20 protein-coding genes are annotated in these 18,329 nt (G+C 63.4%); 12 read left to right on the forward strand and 8 right to left on the reverse strand.

The window, feature by feature from the left end; all coding sequences use genetic code 11:
• Nucleotides 1-140: 140 nt before the first annotated feature.
• Entirely contained in the window at nt 141-1,295 is a 1,155-nt protein-coding gene (locus Q0603_RS13270) for an acyl-CoA dehydrogenase family protein (protein WP_298726421.1), read from the forward strand.
• A 40-nt stretch (nt 1,296-1,335) separates the two neighbouring features.
• On the opposite strand, the gene Q0603_RS13275 is transcribed toward Q0603_RS13270, so the two are convergent.
• Both Q0603_RS13275 and Q0603_RS13280 read right to left on the reverse strand, forming a co-directional pair.
• Nucleotides 1,336-1,953, reverse strand: a complete 618-nt coding sequence (locus tag Q0603_RS13275; RefSeq protein WP_298726423.1) for a DNA-3-methyladenine glycosylase I — start codon at nt 1,951-1,953, stop codon at nt 1,336-1,338.
• A 19-nt stretch (nt 1,954-1,972) separates the two neighbouring features.
• On the reverse strand, nt 1,973-2,842 hold the full coding sequence (locus Q0603_RS13280) for a folate-binding protein (protein ID WP_298726424.1): 870 nt from the start codon (nt 2,840-2,842) through the stop codon (nt 1,973-1,975).
• A gap of 110 nt (nt 2,843-2,952) precedes the next feature.
• Between Q0603_RS13280 and Q0603_RS13285 the strand changes: the two genes are divergently transcribed.
• The 3 genes from Q0603_RS13285 to Q0603_RS13295 are packed head-to-tail and all read left to right on the forward strand — an operon-like array spanning nt 2,953 to nt 6,016.
• Complete coding sequence (locus Q0603_RS13285) at nt 2,953-3,912, forward strand: glycosyltransferase family 9 protein (RefSeq protein WP_298726426.1); 960 nt, start codon at nt 2,953-2,955, stop codon at nt 3,910-3,912.
• A gap of 3 nt (nt 3,913-3,915) precedes the next feature.
• Nucleotides 3,916-4,674 carry a glycosyltransferase family 2 protein gene (locus tag Q0603_RS13290; RefSeq protein WP_298726428.1) on the forward strand — a complete coding sequence of 253 codons (759 nt, stop codon included), beginning with the start codon at nt 3,916-3,918 and terminating at the stop codon, nt 4,672-4,674.
• Between the two features lie 4 nt (nt 4,675-4,678).
• Nucleotides 4,679-6,016: a dihydroorotase gene (locus Q0603_RS13295; protein ID WP_298726430.1), complete on the forward strand. Its 1,338-nt coding sequence runs from the start codon at nt 4,679-4,681 to the stop codon at nt 6,014-6,016.
• Between the two features lie 20 nt (nt 6,017-6,036).
• Here the strand turns inward: Q0603_RS13295 and Q0603_RS13300 are convergent, their stop codons facing one another.
• Together Q0603_RS13300 and Q0603_RS13305 are read right to left on the reverse strand one after the other, a co-directional pair.
• On the reverse strand, nt 6,037-6,603 hold the full coding sequence (locus Q0603_RS13300; protein ID WP_298726433.1) for an SIS domain-containing protein: 567 nt from the start codon (nt 6,601-6,603) through the stop codon (nt 6,037-6,039).
• A gap of 98 nt (nt 6,604-6,701) precedes the next feature.
• A complete protein-coding gene (locus Q0603_RS13305) occupies nt 6,702-6,995 on the reverse strand; it encodes a Usg family protein (RefSeq protein WP_298726434.1) in 294 nt (97 codons plus the stop codon).
• A gap of 310 nt (nt 6,996-7,305) precedes the next feature.
• On the opposite strand from Q0603_RS13305, the gene Q0603_RS13310 reads away from it, so the two are divergent.
• The 5 genes from Q0603_RS13310 to Q0603_RS13330 all read left to right on the forward strand — a co-directional run bounded on the left by Q0603_RS13310 (nt 7,306) and on the right by Q0603_RS13330 (nt 12,930).
• Nucleotides 7,306-8,472: an acetyl-CoA acetyltransferase gene (locus Q0603_RS13310; RefSeq protein WP_298726436.1), complete on the forward strand. Its 1,167-nt coding sequence runs from the start codon at nt 7,306-7,308 to the stop codon at nt 8,470-8,472.
• Nucleotides 8,473-8,595: 123 nt separating this feature from the next.
• Nucleotides 8,596-9,582, forward strand: coding sequence for an MDR family oxidoreductase (locus Q0603_RS13315; protein ID WP_298726438.1), 987 nt, complete (start codon nt 8,596-8,598; stop codon nt 9,580-9,582).
• Nucleotides 9,583-9,742: 160 nt separating this feature from the next.
• Nucleotides 9,743-11,575 carry a feruloyl-CoA synthase gene (locus Q0603_RS13320; RefSeq protein ID WP_298726440.1) on the forward strand — a complete coding sequence of 611 codons (1,833 nt, stop codon included), beginning with the start codon at nt 9,743-9,745 and terminating at the stop codon, nt 11,573-11,575.
• Nucleotides 11,576-11,645: 70 nt separating this feature from the next.
• Nucleotides 11,646-12,206 (forward strand): periplasmic heavy metal sensor, encoded by a 561-nt coding sequence (locus tag Q0603_RS13325; protein ID WP_298726442.1) that lies wholly within the window; start codon nt 11,646-11,648, stop codon nt 12,204-12,206.
• 73 nt (nt 12,207-12,279) lie between these two features.
• A complete protein-coding gene (locus Q0603_RS13330) occupies nt 12,280-12,930 on the forward strand; it encodes a hemolysin III family protein (protein WP_298726444.1) in 651 nt (216 codons plus the stop codon).
• A 15-nt stretch (nt 12,931-12,945) separates the two neighbouring features.
• On the opposite strand, the gene cysQ is transcribed toward Q0603_RS13330, so the two are convergent.
• Entirely contained in the window at nt 12,946-13,731 is a 786-nt protein-coding gene (gene cysQ / locus Q0603_RS13335) for a 3'(2'),5'-bisphosphate nucleotidase CysQ (RefSeq protein ID WP_298726445.1), read from the reverse strand.
• Between the two features lie 7 nt (nt 13,732-13,738).
• Entirely contained in the window at nt 13,739-13,924 is a 186-nt protein-coding gene (locus Q0603_RS13340; protein WP_298726447.1) for a DUF3553 domain-containing protein, read from the reverse strand.
• A gap of 95 nt (nt 13,925-14,019) precedes the next feature.
• Here Q0603_RS13340 and Q0603_RS13345 point away from each other — a divergent pair, with 95 nt between their 5' ends.
• Nucleotides 14,020-14,637 carry a histidine phosphotransferase family protein gene (locus tag Q0603_RS13345; RefSeq protein WP_298726450.1) on the forward strand — a complete coding sequence of 206 codons (618 nt, stop codon included), beginning with the start codon at nt 14,020-14,022 and terminating at the stop codon, nt 14,635-14,637.
• Between the two features lie 60 nt (nt 14,638-14,697).
• On the opposite strand, the gene ctrA is transcribed toward Q0603_RS13345, so the two are convergent.
• Nucleotides 14,698-15,414, reverse strand: coding sequence for a response regulator transcription factor CtrA (ctrA, locus tag Q0603_RS13350; protein WP_298726452.1), 717 nt, complete (start codon nt 15,412-15,414; stop codon nt 14,698-14,700).
• A 212-nt stretch (nt 15,415-15,626) separates the two neighbouring features.
• On the opposite strand from ctrA, the gene fliI reads away from it, so the two are divergent.
• Both fliI and Q0603_RS13360 read left to right on the forward strand, forming a co-directional pair.
• A complete protein-coding gene (gene fliI, locus Q0603_RS13355) occupies nt 15,627-16,940 on the forward strand; it encodes a flagellar protein export ATPase FliI (RefSeq protein WP_298726454.1) in 1,314 nt (437 codons plus the stop codon).
• A gap of 13 nt (nt 16,941-16,953) precedes the next feature.
• Nucleotides 16,954-17,391 carry a flagellar FliJ family protein gene (locus tag Q0603_RS13360; protein WP_298726456.1) on the forward strand — a complete coding sequence of 146 codons (438 nt, stop codon included), beginning with the start codon at nt 16,954-16,956 and terminating at the stop codon, nt 17,389-17,391.
• A 3-nt stretch (nt 17,392-17,394) separates the two neighbouring features.
• On the opposite strand, the gene Q0603_RS13365 is transcribed toward Q0603_RS13360, so the two are convergent.
• Nucleotides 17,395-18,288, reverse strand: a complete 894-nt coding sequence (locus tag Q0603_RS13365; protein ID WP_298726457.1) for a DMT family transporter — start codon at nt 18,286-18,288, stop codon at nt 17,395-17,397.
• Nucleotides 18,289-18,329 lie beyond the last annotated feature (41 nt).

The following is an 18,329-nucleotide window of genomic DNA, read 5'->3' on the forward strand; positions in this document are numbered from 1 at the left end:
CGTTTCGAACGCGCAGGCGCGATCTTGCGCCGCATACGGATAATCCAGGAAACGAGAAGGTTCTATTTTGGAACTTTAGCCGCAGGCTATCGGAGAGCATGGTGCGCCTCCCCCGATTTCATTTAACAGGAGGTTCCCCCATGAACGCGCCCCTCAAGCAACAAGACCGGGCCGCCGTGGCGTCGCAAAACCCTGAAACGCTGATCCAAGGATTGGCAAAGAACCTGGCCGCCCGCGCGGAAGAGTATGACAAGACCGATCGCTTCGCGGCGGAGAATTTCGCCGAGCTCAAAGCCGCGCGGCTTTTGTCCATCGGCGTGCCGGCGGAGCTGGGCGGCGGGGGCGCCTCGTATCTCGATCTGGCCGAGCTGCTGCGCGAACTGGCCAAACATTGCAGCGGCACGGCGCTGGCACTCGCCATGCACACGCATCCCTTGGCGATGACGGTCTGGCGCTGGCGCAATGACAAAGCGCCTGTGGAGCCGCTGCTCAAGCGTGTCGCTGCGGAAGAACTGATGTTTCTGTCGACCGGCGGCAATGACTGGCTGAACGGCTCGGGCGTGGCTGAGCCGGTCGAAGGCGGCTATCGCATCGCCGCACATAAGCGCTTCGTCAGCGGCTGCCAGGCCGGAGATCTGTTGATGACCATGGCGCGATGCGGCGATGAGGTCTTGCATGCGCCCATCTCGATGCGCAGCGAAGGCATCACCATCAAGGAGACCTGGCGGACGCTGGGCATGCGCGCCAGCGGTTCGCATGACGTAATCCTTGAGAACGTCTTCGTGCCTGAATTGGCTATCGTCGTGCGGCGCCAGGCGGGTGTCTGGCATCCCTTCTTCCACCTCGTCTCGCTGGTGGCCTTCCCTCTGATCTACGCCGTCTACCGCGGCGTGGCCGAGGCCTTGCGCGATGATGTCGTCTCGCTCGTCCGCTCCCGCTCCCGCGGCGTGCAGAATGACGCGCAGCTTCTGATCGGTCAGATGGAAGCGGCACTGGCGGGGGTTACTGCAACGCATGACCGGATGCTGGCTTTGGCCGACCGGGAGAAACCGGGTCCGGCGATGACGTCGACGATCATGACCCTGAAGCAGACGATGACCGGACATCTGCTGGATGTTGCTGCGCGCGCGATGGATGCGGCCGGCGGCGCCGCCTATTATCGCACGCATCGCATCGAGCGTCTGTTCCGCGATCTGCAGGCGGCCCGCTATCATCCGCTGACTGCGCTGCCGCAACAGCAGCTCGCCGGACGGATCGCGCTCGGACTGGATGCCGACGGCAAGGCAGCCGCCTAAAGCTAGCGGCACACCATTTGATGACAAAAAACGGCCGGCGTCAGCGCGCCGGCCGTTTCAGTTTCATCACCTGCTTATGCCGGAAGCAATCGATGGTGTGATCGTTGACCATGCCGACCGCCTGCATGAAGGCGTAGACGATGGTAGGGCCGACGAAGGTGAAGCCGCGCTTGCGCAGATCTTTTGAGATCGCCTGGCTTTCCCTGGTCTCGGCCGGCACCTGCTTCAGCGAGGCCCAGCTATTCTGCTTCGGCCGGCCATCGACATAGTTCCAGAGGTAATCGGCAAAACTGCCCTCTTCCTCCATGATCTTGAGCCAGCCGCGCGCGTTGGCGACGGCCCCCTCGATCTTGGCGCGGTTGCGCACGATGCCGGTATCCTGCATCAGGCTTTCCAGCTTCTTCGGCGTATAGCGGGCAATCTTTTCGGGCTGAAAGCCATCGAAGGCGCGACGGAAATTCTCGCGCTTGCGCAGGATCGTGATCCAGGACAGTCCAGCCTGGAAGCCATCGAGGATCAGCTTCTCAAACAGCGCGCGGTCATCCCATTCCGGCACGCCCCATTCAGTATCGTGATAGGCCTGATACAGCGGATCGGTCCCGCACCAGCCGCAGCGGCAGCGCCCATCCTCACCCGTGATGGTTGACGGCTTGCTCATTATTGCCCCCCGGAAACATCTAATCCCTGGCCGCAGGCGCGGCACCGGCATAGTCAGGGCGTTCGGCCGACAAGACAATGCCGCCCGCTTCCAGCTTCTTGCCGTCCGACTGCATTTTCGCCACCGCTTCCAGCCGCAGCAGGGCCAGGCCTTCGCCGCCCAGGCCGCTGCACATCACACCTGCTTCCTGGCCCTCCAGCATGAGGATCGTGCCGGGCGGCGGAACCGAGCCGCCTTCGGCGCTCACGCGATGAAGCTGCTTCTTCACGAGGCCACGATACTTGGTGCGCGCCGTCAATTCCTGGCCGATATAGCAGCCCTTTTTGAAGTCGACGCCGTTCAGGGCCTCGAAGTGATTCTCCAGCAGGATACCCTTCTCGATTTCGATATCGCGGACACCCTCCGGCACGCCGAGGCGCAGACGGTGACGTTCATACGCCTCCAGCGGCGCCACCTGCGGCAGAGGATAGGCAGCGCCCGGCGCCAGCCAAAGCCGCCAGCCCAAGGCCGCAAGGCGCGGATCGGCGAAGACCACGCCCTGTTCGGGCGCGGCCGGCGCCTCTGCATCGCCCCATAGCGCATAACCCTGCCAGTCCGGCTCGGACAGTTCGACCTTGGCCCGCAGCTTGTACATGGTCAGGCGTTTCTTCAGGTCAGCCAGGCGCTCGGCCGCGACATCCAGCAGCAGGCTGCCGTCTGCGTCGCGGGCGATCAGAAAATCATGCAGAAACTTGCCCTGGGGGGTCAGCAAGGCGGCATAGACGGCCTGCCCCGGCCGAGCCCTGGCGACATCATTGGATACCAGGGCGTTGAGGAAACTTTCCGCTTCCGGACCGGCAATCCGCAACAATGCCCGGTCAGTCAGGGCCACGCAGGTCAATTCGGACATTTTCATCCCAGATTGCTCGAATCGCTGCCTTTTCACCTATGGGAGCCAGGCGCGCTTGGCAAGACAGGACGGGCCGCCTATAACCGGCGCAATCCTTGCACCATTCACCGATGCGCATCCTTTTCATCACCGCCAACCGCCTCGGCGACGCCGTGCTTTCGACCGGCTTGCTGAATGCCCTGCTGACGCAGTTTCCCAAGGCCCGCTTCACCGTGGCCTGCGGGCCGGCGGCGGCTGGCATTTTCGCCGCAATGCCGAATCTGGATCGCGTCATCGTGATGCAGAAGCTGCCCTGGGCGCGGCATTGGTGGGAGTTGTGGAAGCAGGTCGCCACCACACGCTGGAAACTGGTCATCGATCTGCGTGGCTCGGGGATCGGCCAATTCCTGCTGGCGCGGCGCCGGCGCGTCTTCCATGGTTCCGGCTCGCGCATGCACAAGGTGATCGTGCTGTCGAACGTGCTGAAACTGCGCGAGCCAGCCGCGCCGACGATCTGGATCGACGAACAGCACAAGAAAGCGGCGGCCGAACTTTGGCCCAAGGATGGCATTCCAGTGCTGGCGCTTGGTCCCACCGCCAATTGGGGCGGCAAGATCTGGCCGGGCGAGCGCTTTGCCGAACTGGCGCAGCGGCTGACGGCGCCTGGCGGCATCCTGCCGGGCGCCCGCATCGCCGTGTTTGGCGGCCCGGGCGAGGAAGCGCTGGCGGCCGCCACGCTGGCCGGATTGCCGGCGGAGCGGCGCATCGATCTGGTGGGCAAGCTTGATCTTCTGACCATTTCGGCCGCGTTGCGGCGCTGCGCTCTCTATATCGGTAACGATAGCGGGCTGATGCACCTGGCGGCGGCCAGCGGCGTGCCGACGCTCGGTCTGTTCGGTCCCAGCCGCGAGGAGACCTACGGGCCGTGGGGCGAGAAAACCGCCGCCGTACGCACCGACCGCAGCTATGAGGAGATTGTCAAGGCACCGAGCTTCGATCATCGCAAATCGGACAGCCTGATGCTGGATCTGAGCGTCGACAAGGCGCAGCGCGCCGCCGAACATCTTTGGCGTTACGCCAAGGACGATTGAGCCATGACGACGCCGAAGCTTTCCGCCCTGGTGGTTGCGCATAACGAGGAGGCGCAGCTCGCCGACTGCCTCGAAACGCTTCGCTTCGCCGATGAGATCGTCGTGGTGCTGGATCGCTGCACGGATCGCTCACGCGAGATCGCCGCGCGTTATACCGACCGGCTGCTGGAAGGCGCCTGGCCTGTGGAAGGCGCGCGGCGCAATGAAGGCATTGCGTTTTGCAGCGGCGACTGGATTCTGGAAATCGACGCCGACGAGCGCGTGACACCCGCTTTGGCTGCTGAAATCCGCACGGCACTTGCCAATGCCAGGCCCGGCTATTTCATCATTCCCTTCCACAATTATGTCGGCGATCATCTGGTGCGGCATGGCTGGGGCGCCTATTGGGGCGTGAGCGCCAAGGCTGCGCTGTTCTCCAAAGGCATGAAGCATTGGGGCAGCCAGCGCGTGCATCCGGCAATCGAGATGCGCGGCGAGAAACAGATGCTGACCCAGCCGATACTGCATTACGTCGACCGCAACATCTCCGACATGATCCAGCGGCTGGACCGCTATACCACGGCGCGTGCTGCCGACTTACGCGAAAGCGGCGATATCGGCAGCCTGGGCGCCAATCTGCGCCGCGTCTTCAGCCGCTTTTACAAATGCTATATTCGCCGCAAAGGCTACCGCGAGGGGCAATACGGCTTGCTCATTGCGCTGATGGCTGGGCTCTATCCGATCCTGAGCTATCTCAAGGCCAATCTCGAAAAGGACAGTTAGCCCGATGCGCTACGATCTGGTCATCCGCAATGGCATGGTTGCCACACCCAATGGGATGGAAGCCCTCGATATCGGCGTCAAGGACGGCCGCATCGCTGCACTCGGCATGCTGACGCAGGCCGATGCCGCGGAGGTGTTCGACGCCAAGGGCCTGACCGTGCTGCCCGGCGTGATCGACACCCAGGTGCATTTCCGCGAACCGGGACTGGAGCATAAGGAAGATCTCGCCAGCGGCACGGCTGCGGCTGCCATGGGTGGCGTGACTGCCGTCTTCGAGATGCCGAATACCAAGCCCAGCACGGCGACGGCTGAAGAGCTGAACGACAAGATCAAGCGCGCCTCCGGCCGCGCCCATTGCGATTTCGCCTTCTATGTCGGTGCAACGGCGGAGAATGTCGAGCAGTTGCCGGAGCTGGAGAAGCTGCCCGGCTGCGCCGGCGTGAAGCTGTTCATGGGCGCCTCGACCGGCGATCTTCTCGTTGCCGACGATGCCACGCTGGAGCGCGTGCTGCGCCATGGCCGCCGCCGTATGGCGGTGCATTGCGAAGACGAATACCGCATGCGCGAGCGCAAGCACCTGACCGAGGTGGCCGGCGCAACCGCGCATCTGCATCCGGAATGGCGCGATGCCGAAAGCGCGCTGATCGCCACCCAGCGCCTGATCCGGCTGGCGCGCAAGGCCGGCCGCCGCGTGCATGTGCTGCATGTCACCACGGCGCAGGAGATGGCCTTCCTCGCCGACCACAAGGACATCGCCACGGTGGAAGCCACGCCGCAGCATCTGACGCTGGCAGCGCCGGATTGCTACGACCGGCTTGGCACTTTTGCGCAGATGAATCCGCCGATCCGCTCAGCAGAGCATCGCGCGGCGCTGTGGGAGGCCGTGCGCAGCGGCGTGGTCGATGTCATCGGCTCCGACCATGCGCCGCACACCAAGGAAGAAAAGGCCAAGCCTTATCCTCAGAGTCCCAGCGGCATGCCGGGCGTGCAGACATTGCTGCCGCTGCTGCTGGATCATATGAACCAGGGCAAGCTGAGCCTGCAGCGGCTGATCGACCTGACGTCTGCCGGCGCGCAGCGCGTTTTCGGCCTGGTTGGCAAGGGCCGTATCGCGCTGGGCTATGATGCCGACTTCACTGTCGTGGATCTGAAGGCAAAGAAGACCATCGAGGCTTCCTGGCTGAAATCGAAATGCGGCTGGTCGCCCTTCGAAGGCATGACCGTCACCGGCTGGCCAATGGCGACCATTGTGCGCGGCGCTTTTGCCATGCGCGATGGCGCATTGCAGGCGCCGCTGGGCAAGCCGCTGCGCTTTGGCGAGACACTGCAGCCCGCTGAATGACGCCGCGAAGTGAGCGGCTGTTAGCCCGCCAGCCGCTCTTCCACCTTCTGGCAAAGGTAATGGTAGAGGCAGGCGTGAATCTGCTGGATATGCGGGGTGTGGCGCGACGGCGCGTTCAGCAGGATGTCGCATAGCGGCGCCAGCTTGCCGCCGGTCTCGCCGGTCAGGCCGATCACCGTCATGCCTTTCGCCCGCGCCGCTTCGGCCGCCTTCAGCACGTTGGCGGAATTGCCCGAAGTGGAAATCCCCAGCAGCACGCCACCAGCGCGGCCATAGGCTTCCACCTGCCGGGCGAACAGACTGTCGTAGCCGTAATCGTTGCTCCAGGCGGTGGTAACCGCTGCATCGGCGCCAAGCGCGATGCAGTTCAGCCCCCGGCGCTCTTTCAGGAAACGTCCCACCAGCTCGCCCGCGATATGCATGGCATCCGCCGCCGAGCCGCCATTGCCGCAGACCAGAAAAGGCCTGTCCTCGGCCAGGGCATCCGCGATCCGAATAATCGCCTGGCCAAGGCGCGCCTCCATTTCGGGCGTGGCGGCCAGACGGATCAAATCGGCGGATTCAAAGAGATATTGGCTCAACGACATCGGATGCTCGCGGACGGCAGAAAACCGCGCGCACCCTAGCACAAAGCCCGGCCGCCTCCAGCCTCAGCACCCCGCCCGGCGGCCGTAAATGGACGCAATCAGTGCAGGTGATAGCTGGCCGCGGCCGCCCGATACTCCGCCGGGCTGACAAGACGGGCCGACATCACGCGGACCGAATGCAGCTTGCCGTCCAGCTTGCTTTCCCAGAAATCGAGGAACTTGCGCAAGCCGGGGAATTTCGGCGCCAGATCGTAATCCTGCCAGATGTAGCTCTGCAGCAGCATGGGATGATCCGGCATGTGATAGAGGATTTCCGCCGTCGTCAGGCGGTAATAGAGCAGCTTCTCGAAACGCTCTTCGAGAGCGTCGTCCTTGTGAGAGAGATCGGCCATGCTCGCCTCCTGCTTTCTGCGGAGCCGCGCCCGAACCGTCACCACCGACTGGCGGGCCGGCATCACAGCAACAATGCAAGCCTGCCGAACTTGTTCGACTCTTGGCAATAACTTTTTGGAAATAGAGCAAAAATTGGCACTCGCTTCGCTTCGCTGCTAACGCCGCGGAGCAGGCTCGGGAAGGCAGCAACTTGACTTTGATGCGGTGCCCCCTCTCTTATTTCCGACCGGGCGTTCGATTCAGTGGAGCCGGAGCCCAGGGAGTACCCGCTATCACGCAAGCAAACGGCAAGAGAAAAGGAAGAGAGCCATGACTGCCTGCATCGTCGGCTGGCATCACAGCAAATTCGGAAAACTGGACGGCCGGGACGCCGAGGACCTGATCGTTGAGGTCGCGGTCGGCGCCATTCGCGATGCCGGTCTGGAGCCCAAGGATATCGACGCCATCTATCTGGGCCATTTCAATGGCGGCCTGATCGAGCAGGATTTCTCCGCCTCTTTGGTGCTGCAGGCCGATCCGGCGCTGCGCTTCAAGCCGGCGACACGCGTTGAGAATGCCTGCGCCACCGGCTCGGCGGCGGTTTATCAGGGCCTGACCGCGATTGCCGCCAAGAAGGCGCGCTTCGTGCTTTGCGTCGGCGTGGAAAAGATGACCTCGGCCCCGAATGACGTGGTCGGCAACATCCTGCTCAAGGCCAGCTATCGCAAGACGGAAGTCTTCAACGAAGGCGGCTTTGCCGGCGTCTTCGACGCGATCCAGAAGCAGTATTTCCAGCGCTATGGCGACCAGTCGGATGCCACCGCGATGATCGCCGCCAAGAACCACAAGAACGGCAGCAAGAATCCGCTCGCCCATATGCAGCGGGATTTCGGCTACGAATTCTGCCGCACGGTCTCGGACAAGAATCCGCTGGTGGTCGGCGGCATGCGCCGCACCGACTGCTCGATGGTCTCCGACGGTGCCGCCGCGCTGGTGCTGACCGACGTGCAGACCGCGCTCGGCATGAAGAAGGCGATTGCCTTCCGCGCGGCCAAGCATGTGCAGGATTTCCTGCCGATGTCCAAACGCGACGTGGTGGCCTTCGAAGGCCCTGCCAAGGCCTGGGCCGACGCTTTGAGCGAAGCAGGCCTGAGCGTTTGGGATCTGTCCTTCGCCGAAAGCCACGATTGCTTCACCATCGCCGAGCTGATCGAGTATGAGGCCATGGGCCTGACCGAGAAGGGCCAGGGCGCGCGGGCGATCAAGGAAGGCTGGACGCAGGCCGATGGCAAGCTGCCGATCAATCCCTCGGGCGGCCTGAAATCGAAGGGCCATCCGATCGGCGCCACCGGCGTGTCCATGCATGTGATGGCGGCGATGCAGCTCTCCGGCACCGCCGGCGACATCCAGGTGAAAAACGCCAAGCTGGGCGGCGTCTTCAACATGGGCGGCGTTGCGGTTTCGAACTACGTCTCGATCCTCGAGCCGCTGCGCTGATGTATTTCAAGCCGTCATCCTTAGGTTTGACCTGAGGATGGCGCGCCGTACTCTTTGACATGCCCGGGCCACACCCGGGCATGTCGGTTTATACGTATCGGTTTGAAAACAGGGGATGGAAACATGGCCGAGACCTTCCGCGCCGTCGTCATCGAAGAGGTCGATGGCAAGCCGAAAGCCGCCTTCAAGGAGATCAGCAAGAGCGACCTGCCGCAACATGACGTGCTGGTGGAAGTCGCCTATTCGACGCTGAACTACAAGGATGGCCTGGCGCTGACCGGCGGACGCATCGCACGCAAGATGCCGCTGGTGGCTGGCATCGATCTGGCCGGCACGGTGGTCACATCCGGCAATCCCGCCTTCAAGCCGGGCGACAAGGTGCTGGTCAACGGCTATGGCCTGTCGGAGACGCAATGGGGCGGTTATGCCAAATTCGCCTCGCTGAAAAGCGAATGGCTGGTGAAGCTGCCCGATGCCTTCTCCATGCAGGAAGCGATGGCCATCGGCACCGCCGGCTACACCGCGATGCTCTGTGTGCAGGCCCTGGAAGACGCCGGCCTGAAGCCGGGCGGCGAAGTGCTGGTGACCGGTGCTGCCGGCGGCGTCGGCTCGGTGGCGGTCGCGCTGCTGGCGCGCAAGGGCTACAGCGTGATTGCCTCCACTGGCCGGCCGCAGACGCATGATTATCTGAAATCGCTGGGCGCCAGCGGCTTCATCGCCCGCGAGGAACTGGCACAGAAGGGCCCGCCCCTGGCGAAGGAGCGCTGGGCGGCCGCCATCGACAGCGTCGGCGGGCAGACGCTCGCCACCGTCCTGAGCCAGGTGAGATATGGCGGCTGGGTTGCCGCCTGCGGCCTGGCAGGCGGCACCGATCTGCCGGCCAGCGTTTTTCCCTTCATCCTGCGCAATGTCAGCCTTCTGGGCGTCGATTCCGTGATGGCGCCGATGGAGAAGCGCCAGCGTGCCTGGGCAGCCCTGGCCGAACTGCTGCCGAAGGACAAGCTGAACGCGATGACCGAGATGCACCCGCTGTCGAAGATTTTCGAACTGGCGCCAAAGATTTTGGCCGGCCAGATCCGTGGACGCGTGGTCATCGACGTCACCGCCTGAAAATTTTCGTCATCCTCCAGAGATCTCGGCGGCGCGGCCCTGCCCGCCGCCGGCACCGCTAGCGCCTCGAAACCCTCTTGAGCGCCGCCCGGCTTTAGGCCATGATCCTCAAAAATTGTAATGCTAGCGTACAAATTCGCACCGCTGGCAGGGAGGAAACATGATCCAGGGCGCCACGCTCAGCGCTGACAAGCCGCCTTTCAGCCCCCTTGCGCTCGCCCAGCCCCGGGTGCGGCGCACCGATCTTGGCAATGGCAGCTTCCTGCTCCAGTCCGAGGAAGCATTGGGCGACTATGCCGCCCATATGGGTCTGCTGCTGAAGCAGCAGGCGGCGGCGCAGCCCGATACGGTTTTCCTCGCCGAGCGCAACGGATCGGCAGGCTGGCGCGAAGTCACCTATGGCGAAGCCTGGACGGCCGCGCGCAACATCGCGCAGGCCCTGTTGGATCGCGGGCTGGATCAGTCGCGGCCTATTCTGATTCTGTCGGGCAACAGCATTGATCATGCCCTGCTGATGCTGGGCGGCTTCGTCGCTGGCGTGCCGGTGGTTCCGGTCAGCACCGCCTATTCGCTGATGAGCGGCGATTTCGCCAAGGTGCACCACATCTTCGACCTGGCGAAGCCGAAGCTGGTCTTCGCCGAGAAAGGCGCAGTCTTTGCCAAGGCTCTGGCCAGCCTGCCGCGCCGGGATATCGAGATCGTGGTGTCCGATGCGGCACCCGACGGTATCCAAGCGACACTGTTTTCCAGCCTGTTGCAGACCCGCGCCACCCAGGCCGTGGACGCGCGCTTTGCCGCCATCCAGCCGGACTGGGTGGCGAAATACCTGTTCACCTCGGGCTCGACCGGATTGCCCAAGGGCGTGATCAACACGCACCGCATGATGTCCAGCAACCAGCAGGCCATCGCGCAGATCTGGCCCTTCCTGCAGGAGAGCCGCCTGGTGCTGCTGGACTGGCTGCCGTGGAACCACACTTTCGGCGGCAACCACAATTTCAACATGGTGCTGCGTCACGGCGGCACGCTGTATATCGATGACGGCAAACCGGCGCCGGGCCTGGTGGAGAAGACGGTCGCCAATCTGCGCGAGGTCTCGCCCAGCATCTATTTCAACGTGCCGGCCGGCTACGCGATGCTGATCCCGCATCTGGAAAAGGACGATGCGCTTTGCCGCCGCTTTTTCCAGAACCTGAACATGATCTTCTATGCCGGCGCCGCCCTGCCCCCCGATCTCTGGTCACGGCTGGAAGCGCTGTCGATCAAGACGCTGGGCCATCGCGTCACCATGACATCCTCCTGGGGGTCGACCGAAACCGCGCCGCTGGCGACGGCGGCGCATTTCCCGATCGAACGCGCCGGCGTCATCGGTGTGCCGGTGCCGGGCGTGCAGCTGAAATTCGTGCCCAATGGCGCGAAACTCGAAATCCGCGTCAAAGGCCCGAATGTGACGCCCGGCTATCTCGGACAGCCGGAAACGACGGCCAAGGCCTTCGACGAGGATGGCTTCTACTGCATCGGCGACGCCTGCAAGCTGGCGGACGAGGCCGATCCGAACAAGGGCCTCGTCTTCGATGGCCGCATCGCCGAGGATTTCAAGCTCACCACCGGTACCTGGGTGCATGTCGGCGGCATTCGCGTCGCCGCGCTCGCGGCCTGCTCGCCATTGCTGCAGGATGCGGTGGTGACGGGACAGGATGCCTCCTATATCGGACTTCTCGCCTGGCCGACCGCTGCCGCAAAGGAATTGCCGCCTGAGGAGCTGGCGCGGCAGATTGCGGAAAAACTGCGGGCGCATAACGCAGCCCAGCGCGGCTCTTCGTTACAAGTGAAACGTGTCCTGCTGCTGAGCGAGCCGCCTTCCATCGACGCCAACGAGATTACCGATAAAGGCTATATCAACCAGCGCGCAACGCTGGAGCGGCGTCATGCGGATGTGAAGCGGCTTTATGCCGAACCACCCGGTGACGGCGTGATCGTCATCACCGACGCCTGAAGTTCCCTGCGCTACTCTCCATTCGCTGCCGGATCCACGCGACGGCGGCCCAGTCATTTGGGAGTGAGCGATGGCGCGGCGTTTCGTCGCCATAATCGCGCTCGGCCTGGCGTTCGGAACCGGCATGGCGCTTGGCACCATGTTGCGCCAAGATGTCGCAGCGACCGATTCACAGGATGAAGATTCCGCATCCGCGAGTACGGCGGTATTCTATCCACCCGACATGGATGATTTCGCCAGCGCGGAGCGCAATCTCTTTCCCGCGCCGCAATCCGCTTTGTGGCTGGCCGACGATCTGGCGCTGAATGCCGAACAGCGCCGCGAGCTGCACAACCTGCAGCATGCTACCGACAGCGAGATCACGGCGATTGCCCGGCGGCTGAACCGGGAAGAACGCCGCCTGGATCGCGCCTTTGCCGACGACAATATCGATGTTGGCCGCATCGATGCGCTGACCAGCCGGATCGGCGCGCTGCAGGCCCGCATGCGCGCCACCCGCCTGCGCGCGCATCTGACCACGCGCCAGTTACTGACGCCCGAGCAGCTGCTGCGCTATGCCGAGCTGCGCGGCTTCCAGCCGGCCCAGATCGACGACGCGGTCGACGAGCTTGATCTCGAAACCGGCCGCTGACGGGAAACCGTCTTACGCCGCTTTCCGGTTTCGTCTTCTTGATTTTGCCGCATTCGGATTCCACCGTCATGGCATGACGACGAAAGCCATCCGAACCTGCAGCCGCGCCGAATACATCGCCGATGCCATCGTGCATCTGGTCGGGCTGGCTTTTGGCATCGGCGCCTGCACGACCCTCGCCGTGCTGGTGATCCTCGATCCCGATCTGCCGCGCATGGTCAGCCTTGGCCTCTACGCCATGGGCCTGATGGCCATGCTGGGCTGCTCGGCCCTGTACAACATGTGCAGCCATGACACCTGGAAGGCCCTGTTCCGCCGCTTCGACCATGCGGCAATTTTCGTGATGATCGCGGGCAGCTACACCCCCTTCAGCCTGATCGTCATTGGCGGCCAATGGGGCACGGTGCTGCTTGCTGTCGTGTGGACCATCGCTGTCATCGGCGTGGTGCTGAAACTGTTCTGGCCATGGCGGTTCGAACGGCTGTCGCTGTTTGCCTATCTCCTGATGGGCTGGACGATCCTGGTTGCCTTCGGGCCGCTGATCGAAGGGGCGTCACCGGCGGGACTGGCGCTGCTGGTGATCGGCGGGCTGCTTTATACGGCGGGCGTGATCTTCCATCTGTGGGAGAGACTGCCCTATCAGAATGCCATCTGGCATATCTTCGTGCTGGCGGCCGCCATCTGCCATTTCTCGGCTATTCTGGTCGACGTCGCCATCGGCTGACGCGCCAGCTTCTCCTCAGACGGCGCCGCGCGCCAGAAAACCGGGATTGCGGAAGCCAGGCTTGCCATAGGTCAGGGGCGCCTCGTCCCAGGTCACCACAGCGCCGCCGGCGGCTTCCAGAACGGCCTGGCCGGCCGCCGTGTCCCATTCCGAGATGGATACGAACCGCGGATAAAGATCGGCCGCGCCTTCGGCGATGCGGCAGAATTTCAAGGAGGACCCAACCGTGACCGGCACCGCCATCTGCTGGCGCTGCAGCCAGGCTTCGGTTTCCGCATCGCGATGACTGCGGCTGATCAGCACCGTCGCGCCATTGTCAGGCACCAGACGGGCCTTGATCGCCTCGCCCGCCATGTCATCGCGGCCGCGATAGCGCCATGCGCCTTCGCTGCCCAGCCCAAGCCAGGCGATGCCGTCGCCTTGCGCCGGCGCCAGTACGATGCCAAGCCGCAGGCGGCGGTCTTCACCTACCAGCGCGATATTCACGGTGAACTCGCCGTTGCGGCCGAGAAATTCGCGCGTGCCGTCCAGCGGATCGACCAGCCAGAATGGCGAGTTGGTAATATCGGGAATGTCGCCCCGGGCGGACTTCTCCTCGGCAACGACGGGAATGCCGGGCGTCAGCTTTTCCAGTCCGGCGAGAATGATTGCCTCCGCCGCCTCGTCGGCATCGGTCACCGGGCTGTGATCGGCCTTGGTGCGGCTGGCAATGGGCGAGGCATAGACCTGCATGATCGCATCGCCCGCGTCACGGGCGAGCGCCAGCAATGCTGGACCAAGACGGCGAGGATCGAAATTCATTGCAGGATCACGCGTCGTCGCCGGGCTCGTCGATGGGCGTCAGCGCCACTTGGTCGGTATTGATCAGTCGTTTGCCGGCATGCAGGAAATTGACGGTCACGCGGGAGCCGATGGCGGATTGCACCTGCCCCGGACCCCAGTCAGGTTCGAGCGGGTTCTTCACCCAGTCGCCCGGTGCATATGGCGCCAGCATTATCGCTCCAGACCGTCTTCATGGTTGATCGCAGATCGCGTCCATTTTAGACAGGGCGGACCTGTCCCGCCACCACGTCACCAAAGGAAATCGAGATGTCTGCCGTTGAGGAGCTCGATCTGATCGCATTGATCTGCTCACGGCTTTGTCACGATCTGGCCGGCAGCATTGGCGCGGTCAATAACGGCGTCGAACTGCTGGCGGAGGAAACCGATCCCGTGATGCGCGAGGAAGCCATCGGGCTGATTGCGCAATCAGCCGGCGATGCGGCGCGGCGCCTGGCGTTTTTCCGTCTTGCTCTGGGCGCATCGGGCAGCACGGCGGACCCGATGGCGGTGGCGGAACTGTCACGCATTGCCACGCAGTATTTCTCTGGCGGCAAGGTCAGCGTCGCGCTGCCTGAAACAGGCACGGATCTGCCGAAATCGCTTGGCAAGGCCCTGCTGATCGGCCTGCTTCTTTCTGCCCAAGCCCTGCCGCGCGGCGGCAATGTGCAGCTTGCGCCGCAGGACGCCGGGTGGCGCATTACGGCACAGGGCGCGATGCTGCGCTGGCCAGATGCCGTGGCGGCCGGTTTGGCGCAAGATACCGGCTGGCCCCGCGAACCGCTGCCTGCCCTGGCCCGCTATGCCCGTCTGCTGACTGAAGGCTGCGGCCTGAAGCTGACTGCGGCGGTCAGCGAAACCGAGCTTCGCCTGGACTACGCGGGTTAAGCAAAAAACAGAAAAGCCGGCATGCGCCGGCTTCTCAGGAGATCGGATATCCCGTTCGCGCTAGCGGGTGCCGGTGCGCTTCTGCCCGGCCGCGACCGGCTCGACCTGATCGCGCAGCACATAGCCGCGTCCCCAGACCGTCTCGATGTAATTGTCGCCGCCGGTGGCTGCAGCAATCTTCTTGCGCAGCTTGCAGATGAAGACGTCGATGATCTTCAACTCCGGCTCGTCCATCCCGCCATAGAGATGGTTGAGAAACATCTCCTTGGTCAGGGTCGTGCCCTTGCGCAAGGAAAGCAGCTCGAGCATCGCATATTCCTTGCCGGTCAGATGCAGCCGGCTGCCGTCGACCTCGACCGACTTGGCATCGAGATTGACCGTCAGCTTGCCGGTCTGGATCACCGATTGCGAATGCCCTTTGGCGCGGCGGACGATGGCGTTGATGCGCGCGATCAGTTCGTCCTTGTTGAAGGGCTTGGTGAGGTAATCGTCGGCGCCGAAGCCCAGGCCTTTGACCTTCTTGTCGGCCTCGCCCATGCCGGACAGGATCAGGATCGGCGTATTGACCTTGGCCGCCCGCAATTTCTTCAGCACGTCATAGCCGTGCATGTCCGGCAGATTCAGATCCAGCACGATGATGTCGTAGTCATACAGCTTGCCGAGGTCTAAACCCTCTTCGCCGTATTCCGTCCGATAGACGTTGAACCCCTCATGACTGAGCATCAGCTCGATGCTCTTAGCCATTGCGGCATCGTCTTCAATCAGCAGCACCCGCATGGCACCCCCCGGCTTTGTCTGCCCGAATCGCCGGATAATTTACCATCGTTAACAAAGTAAGTTAACGTATTCTTGTGGATAAATGTTCCGGCGGGGCGGAAAACCGCCGATCCGGCCCGAAAGGACGAGGCCGGGCCGGGGGTTGGCCGAACTGCTTTACCCCCAATTAAGGCTCTGAGTTTAGGGTGTTTTCCGTTTCCTCAGAGGGCGCCATGCAAAGTCTGTTGATGGATCTGGAGCGTATCAAGGATGTGAGTTTCACTGGCCGGGTGACCTCCATCCAGGGCCTTCTGGTCGAGATCGCCGGGGTCGAGCGGCATCTTTCCATCGGCTCCCGGGTCCATGTCGCCACCCGTGACGGCCGCCAGGTCGAATGCGAAGTGGTGGGTTTCCGCCAAAACCGGGCGCTGCTGATGCCCTACGGCTCGCTGGAAGGCGTCGGGCTCGGCTGCCGTGCCACGGTGGGCGAGGACCAGCCGGTGGTCTACCCGGACAATACCTGGCTCGGCCGGGTGATCGACGGCCTCGGCCGGCCGCTGGATGGCGGCCCGCCGCTTGCCAATGGCACGAGCCCCTATCCGCTGCGCGCCAATCCGCCGCCGGCCAACATGCGCAAGCGCGTCGGCCCGAAGATCGATCTTGGCGTACGCTCGATCAACACCTTCATCTCCTGCTGCCGCGGCCAGCGTATGGGCATCTTCGCTGGCTCGGGCGTGGGCAAGTCGGTGCTGCTCTCGATGATGGCGCGCTATACCGAAGCCGATGTGAACGTCGTCGGCCTGATCGGCGAACGCGGCCGCGAGGTGCAGGAGTTCATCGAGGACGATCTGGGCGAGGAAGGCCTGGCGCGCACGGTGATCGTGGTCGCCACCTCCGACGAGCCGGCACTCGTGCGCCGGCAGGCCGCCTATATGACATTGGCTGTGGCAGAATATTTCCGCGACCAGGGCCTGCAGGTGCTTTGCCTGATGGATTCGGTCACCCGCTTTGCCATGGCACAGCGCGAGATCGGCTTGTCGGGTGGCGAACCGCCTACCACCAAGGGCTATCCGCCGACCACCTTTGCCGAACTGCCGCGCCTTCTTGAACGCGCCGGTCCGGGCACCGGCGAAGGCAGCATCACCGGCCTGTTCACCGTGCTGGTTGACGGCGACGACCATAACGAGCCGATTGCCGACGCCACCCGCGGTATTCTCGATGGCCATATCGTCATGGAGCGCAGCATTGCCGAACGCGGCCGCTACCCCGCGATCAATATCCTGCGTTCGATTTCCCGCACCATGCCGGGTTGCAATAGCGATGACGAAAACATGCTGGTTTCGCGCGCGCGGCAGCTCATGGCGACCTATGAGGACATGGCGGAGCTGATCCGGCTGGGCGCCTATCGCGCCGGCTCGGATCCCAAGGTCGACGAAGCGATCCGCTACCAGCCGCTGCTGGAGGATTTCCTCAGACAGCAGAAGAAGGAACGGGCCGATCTGGCCAGCGGCTATGCGCGGCTGGCCGAGATTTTCTCCGAAGGATAAGTAGGGCGAAACGATGCGCGGCGTGGGTGGCCTGATACGGCTGTGGAAGTGGCGGCTTGACGAGCGGCGGCGCATCGTCGTCGATCTGGAAGTCCTGCGCGCCGGCATCGAGCGGCAGATCGAGCGGCTGGACCAGGAACTTGAGCATGAGCGCAAGGTGGCTTCGCAGCACTACGAGGCCGGCTATGGCTTTGCCGCCTACCGCCGAGCCAACCGCGAACGCCGCGCCAATCTGGAGATGTCGCGCGAGGAAGTGATCGACCGTATCCGCGCGGCGCAGGAAGATGTCAACGACGCCTTCCGCGAACTGAAGAAATACGAACTGGTGCTTGAGAATTGGGAAAAGCGCGAGCGCCAGAAGCAGGAGCGCCGCGAACAGGCTGAGCTGGACGAAGCCGGCCTTGCCAGCTTCCGCCGTCGGCAGGAACAGCCGGACGGCCAGCCGGGCTAGTCTTCAGCGCCGCCGGAATAGCCGCCCATCGATTGCCAGAAGGCCCAACGCAATCGCCGCCATGCCGGCGAGATGGCGCAGTTCCAGGCTTTCGCCCAGCACCAGAACGCCAAGCAGAATGGCACTGACAGGCACCAGCAATGTCACCAGATTGACGTTGCTGCCGGCGCTGGCCATGACGCGGAAATAGATCACGAAACCAAGCGCGGTCGAGAACATCGCGAGCGCGACGATCGCGGCAATGGCCTGCCATGATGGCGGCGCAATCTGCCATGGCTGATCCACCAGCAGCGCTACTGGAATCAGGATTGCGGAAGAGGCAACGAATTGTCCACCCGCCACCTGCATGGGCGTAACTCCCAGACGCTTGAAGCGGCGACTGAACACGGCGCCGAGGGCATAGGACAGAGTGGCAAGCAGGCAGGCGCACTGGGCCAGCACGTTACTGCCAAGGCCGGATGTCAGGTCGGTGCCGATCATCACGGTAACGCCGGCGAAGCCGACCAGCACGCCCATGAGCCGGCCCGTCGTCAGCTTCTCATCCCTGGTCAGGATATGAGCAACCAGCACCGTGAAGATCGGTGTCATGGCATTGAGGATCGAGGCAAGTCCGCTCGGGATCTGGCTCTGGGCCCAGAAGAAGAGACTGAACGGCACCGCGTTATTGAGCAGACCGGCCACCAGGAAGGAGCCGATCATTCCGCGGTTCCGCGGCAGCTGCAGTCGCGACAGCCGGAGCACCAGCAGCAGGATCGCCGCGGCGAGAAGGACGCGGACCGCCGCAATGGTGAGCGGCGGAACTTCCGATACGGCAACGCCGACGAAGAAGAACGATCCACCCCAGAGAACGGAAAGAAAGAGTAAGCCCGCCCAGGCGCGGTTATCCATCTGAGTCATTGCTGACTTATAGGTCAGGCAGGGGGAAACCGCATCCTGCT

The sequence above is a fragment of the uncultured Ferrovibrio sp. genome, assembly GCF_937960835.1.
Taxonomy (GTDB): Bacteria; Pseudomonadota; Alphaproteobacteria; order Ferrovibrionales; family Ferrovibrionaceae; genus Ferrovibrio.

What these genes read in the sequence shown, in the direction of transcription:
- Q0603_RS13270 (WP_298726421.1), top strand. Translation starts at nt 141, where the DNA reads ATGAACGCGCCCCTCAAGCAACAAGACCGGGCCGCCGTGGCGTCGCAA.
- Q0603_RS13275 (WP_298726423.1), bottom strand. Translation starts at nt 1,953, where the DNA reads ATGAGCAAGCCGTCAACCATCACGGGTGAGGATGGGCGCTGCCGCTGC.
- Q0603_RS13280 (WP_298726424.1), bottom strand. Translation starts at nt 2,842, where the DNA reads ATGTCCGAATTGACCTGCGTGGCCCTGACTGACCGGGCATTGTTGCGG.
- Q0603_RS13285 (WP_298726426.1), top strand. Translation starts at nt 2,953, where the DNA reads ATGCGCATCCTTTTCATCACCGCCAACCGCCTCGGCGACGCCGTGCTT.
- Q0603_RS13290 (WP_298726428.1), top strand. Translation starts at nt 3,916, where the DNA reads ATGACGACGCCGAAGCTTTCCGCCCTGGTGGTTGCGCATAACGAGGAG.
- Q0603_RS13295 (WP_298726430.1), top strand. Translation starts at nt 4,679, where the DNA reads ATGCGCTACGATCTGGTCATCCGCAATGGCATGGTTGCCACACCCAAT.
- Q0603_RS13300 (WP_298726433.1), bottom strand. Translation starts at nt 6,603, where the DNA reads ATGTCGTTGAGCCAATATCTCTTTGAATCCGCCGATTTGATCCGTCTG.
- Q0603_RS13305 (WP_298726434.1), bottom strand. Translation starts at nt 6,995, where the DNA reads ATGGCCGATCTCTCTCACAAGGACGACGCTCTCGAAGAGCGTTTCGAG.
- Q0603_RS13310 (WP_298726436.1), top strand. Translation starts at nt 7,306, where the DNA reads ATGACTGCCTGCATCGTCGGCTGGCATCACAGCAAATTCGGAAAACTG.
- Q0603_RS13315 (WP_298726438.1), top strand. Translation starts at nt 8,596, where the DNA reads ATGGCCGAGACCTTCCGCGCCGTCGTCATCGAAGAGGTCGATGGCAAG.
- Q0603_RS13320 (WP_298726440.1), top strand. Translation starts at nt 9,743, where the DNA reads ATGATCCAGGGCGCCACGCTCAGCGCTGACAAGCCGCCTTTCAGCCCC.
- Q0603_RS13325 (WP_298726442.1), top strand. Translation starts at nt 11,646, where the DNA reads ATGGCGCGGCGTTTCGTCGCCATAATCGCGCTCGGCCTGGCGTTCGGA.
- Q0603_RS13330 (WP_298726444.1), top strand. Translation starts at nt 12,280, where the DNA reads ATGACGACGAAAGCCATCCGAACCTGCAGCCGCGCCGAATACATCGCC.
- cysQ (WP_298726445.1), bottom strand. Translation starts at nt 13,731, where the DNA reads ATGAATTTCGATCCTCGCCGTCTTGGTCCAGCATTGCTGGCGCTCGCC.
- Q0603_RS13340 (WP_298726447.1), bottom strand. Translation starts at nt 13,924, where the DNA reads ATGCTGGCGCCATATGCACCGGGCGACTGGGTGAAGAACCCGCTCGAA.
- Q0603_RS13345 (WP_298726450.1), top strand. Translation starts at nt 14,020, where the DNA reads ATGTCTGCCGTTGAGGAGCTCGATCTGATCGCATTGATCTGCTCACGG.
- ctrA (WP_298726452.1), bottom strand. Translation starts at nt 15,414, where the DNA reads ATGCGGGTGCTGCTGATTGAAGACGATGCCGCAATGGCTAAGAGCATC.
- fliI (WP_298726454.1), top strand. Translation starts at nt 15,627, where the DNA reads ATGCAAAGTCTGTTGATGGATCTGGAGCGTATCAAGGATGTGAGTTTC.
- Q0603_RS13360 (WP_298726456.1), top strand. Translation starts at nt 16,954, where the DNA reads ATGCGCGGCGTGGGTGGCCTGATACGGCTGTGGAAGTGGCGGCTTGAC.
- Q0603_RS13365 (WP_298726457.1), bottom strand. Translation starts at nt 18,288, where the DNA reads ATGACTCAGATGGATAACCGCGCCTGGGCGGGCTTACTCTTTCTTTCC.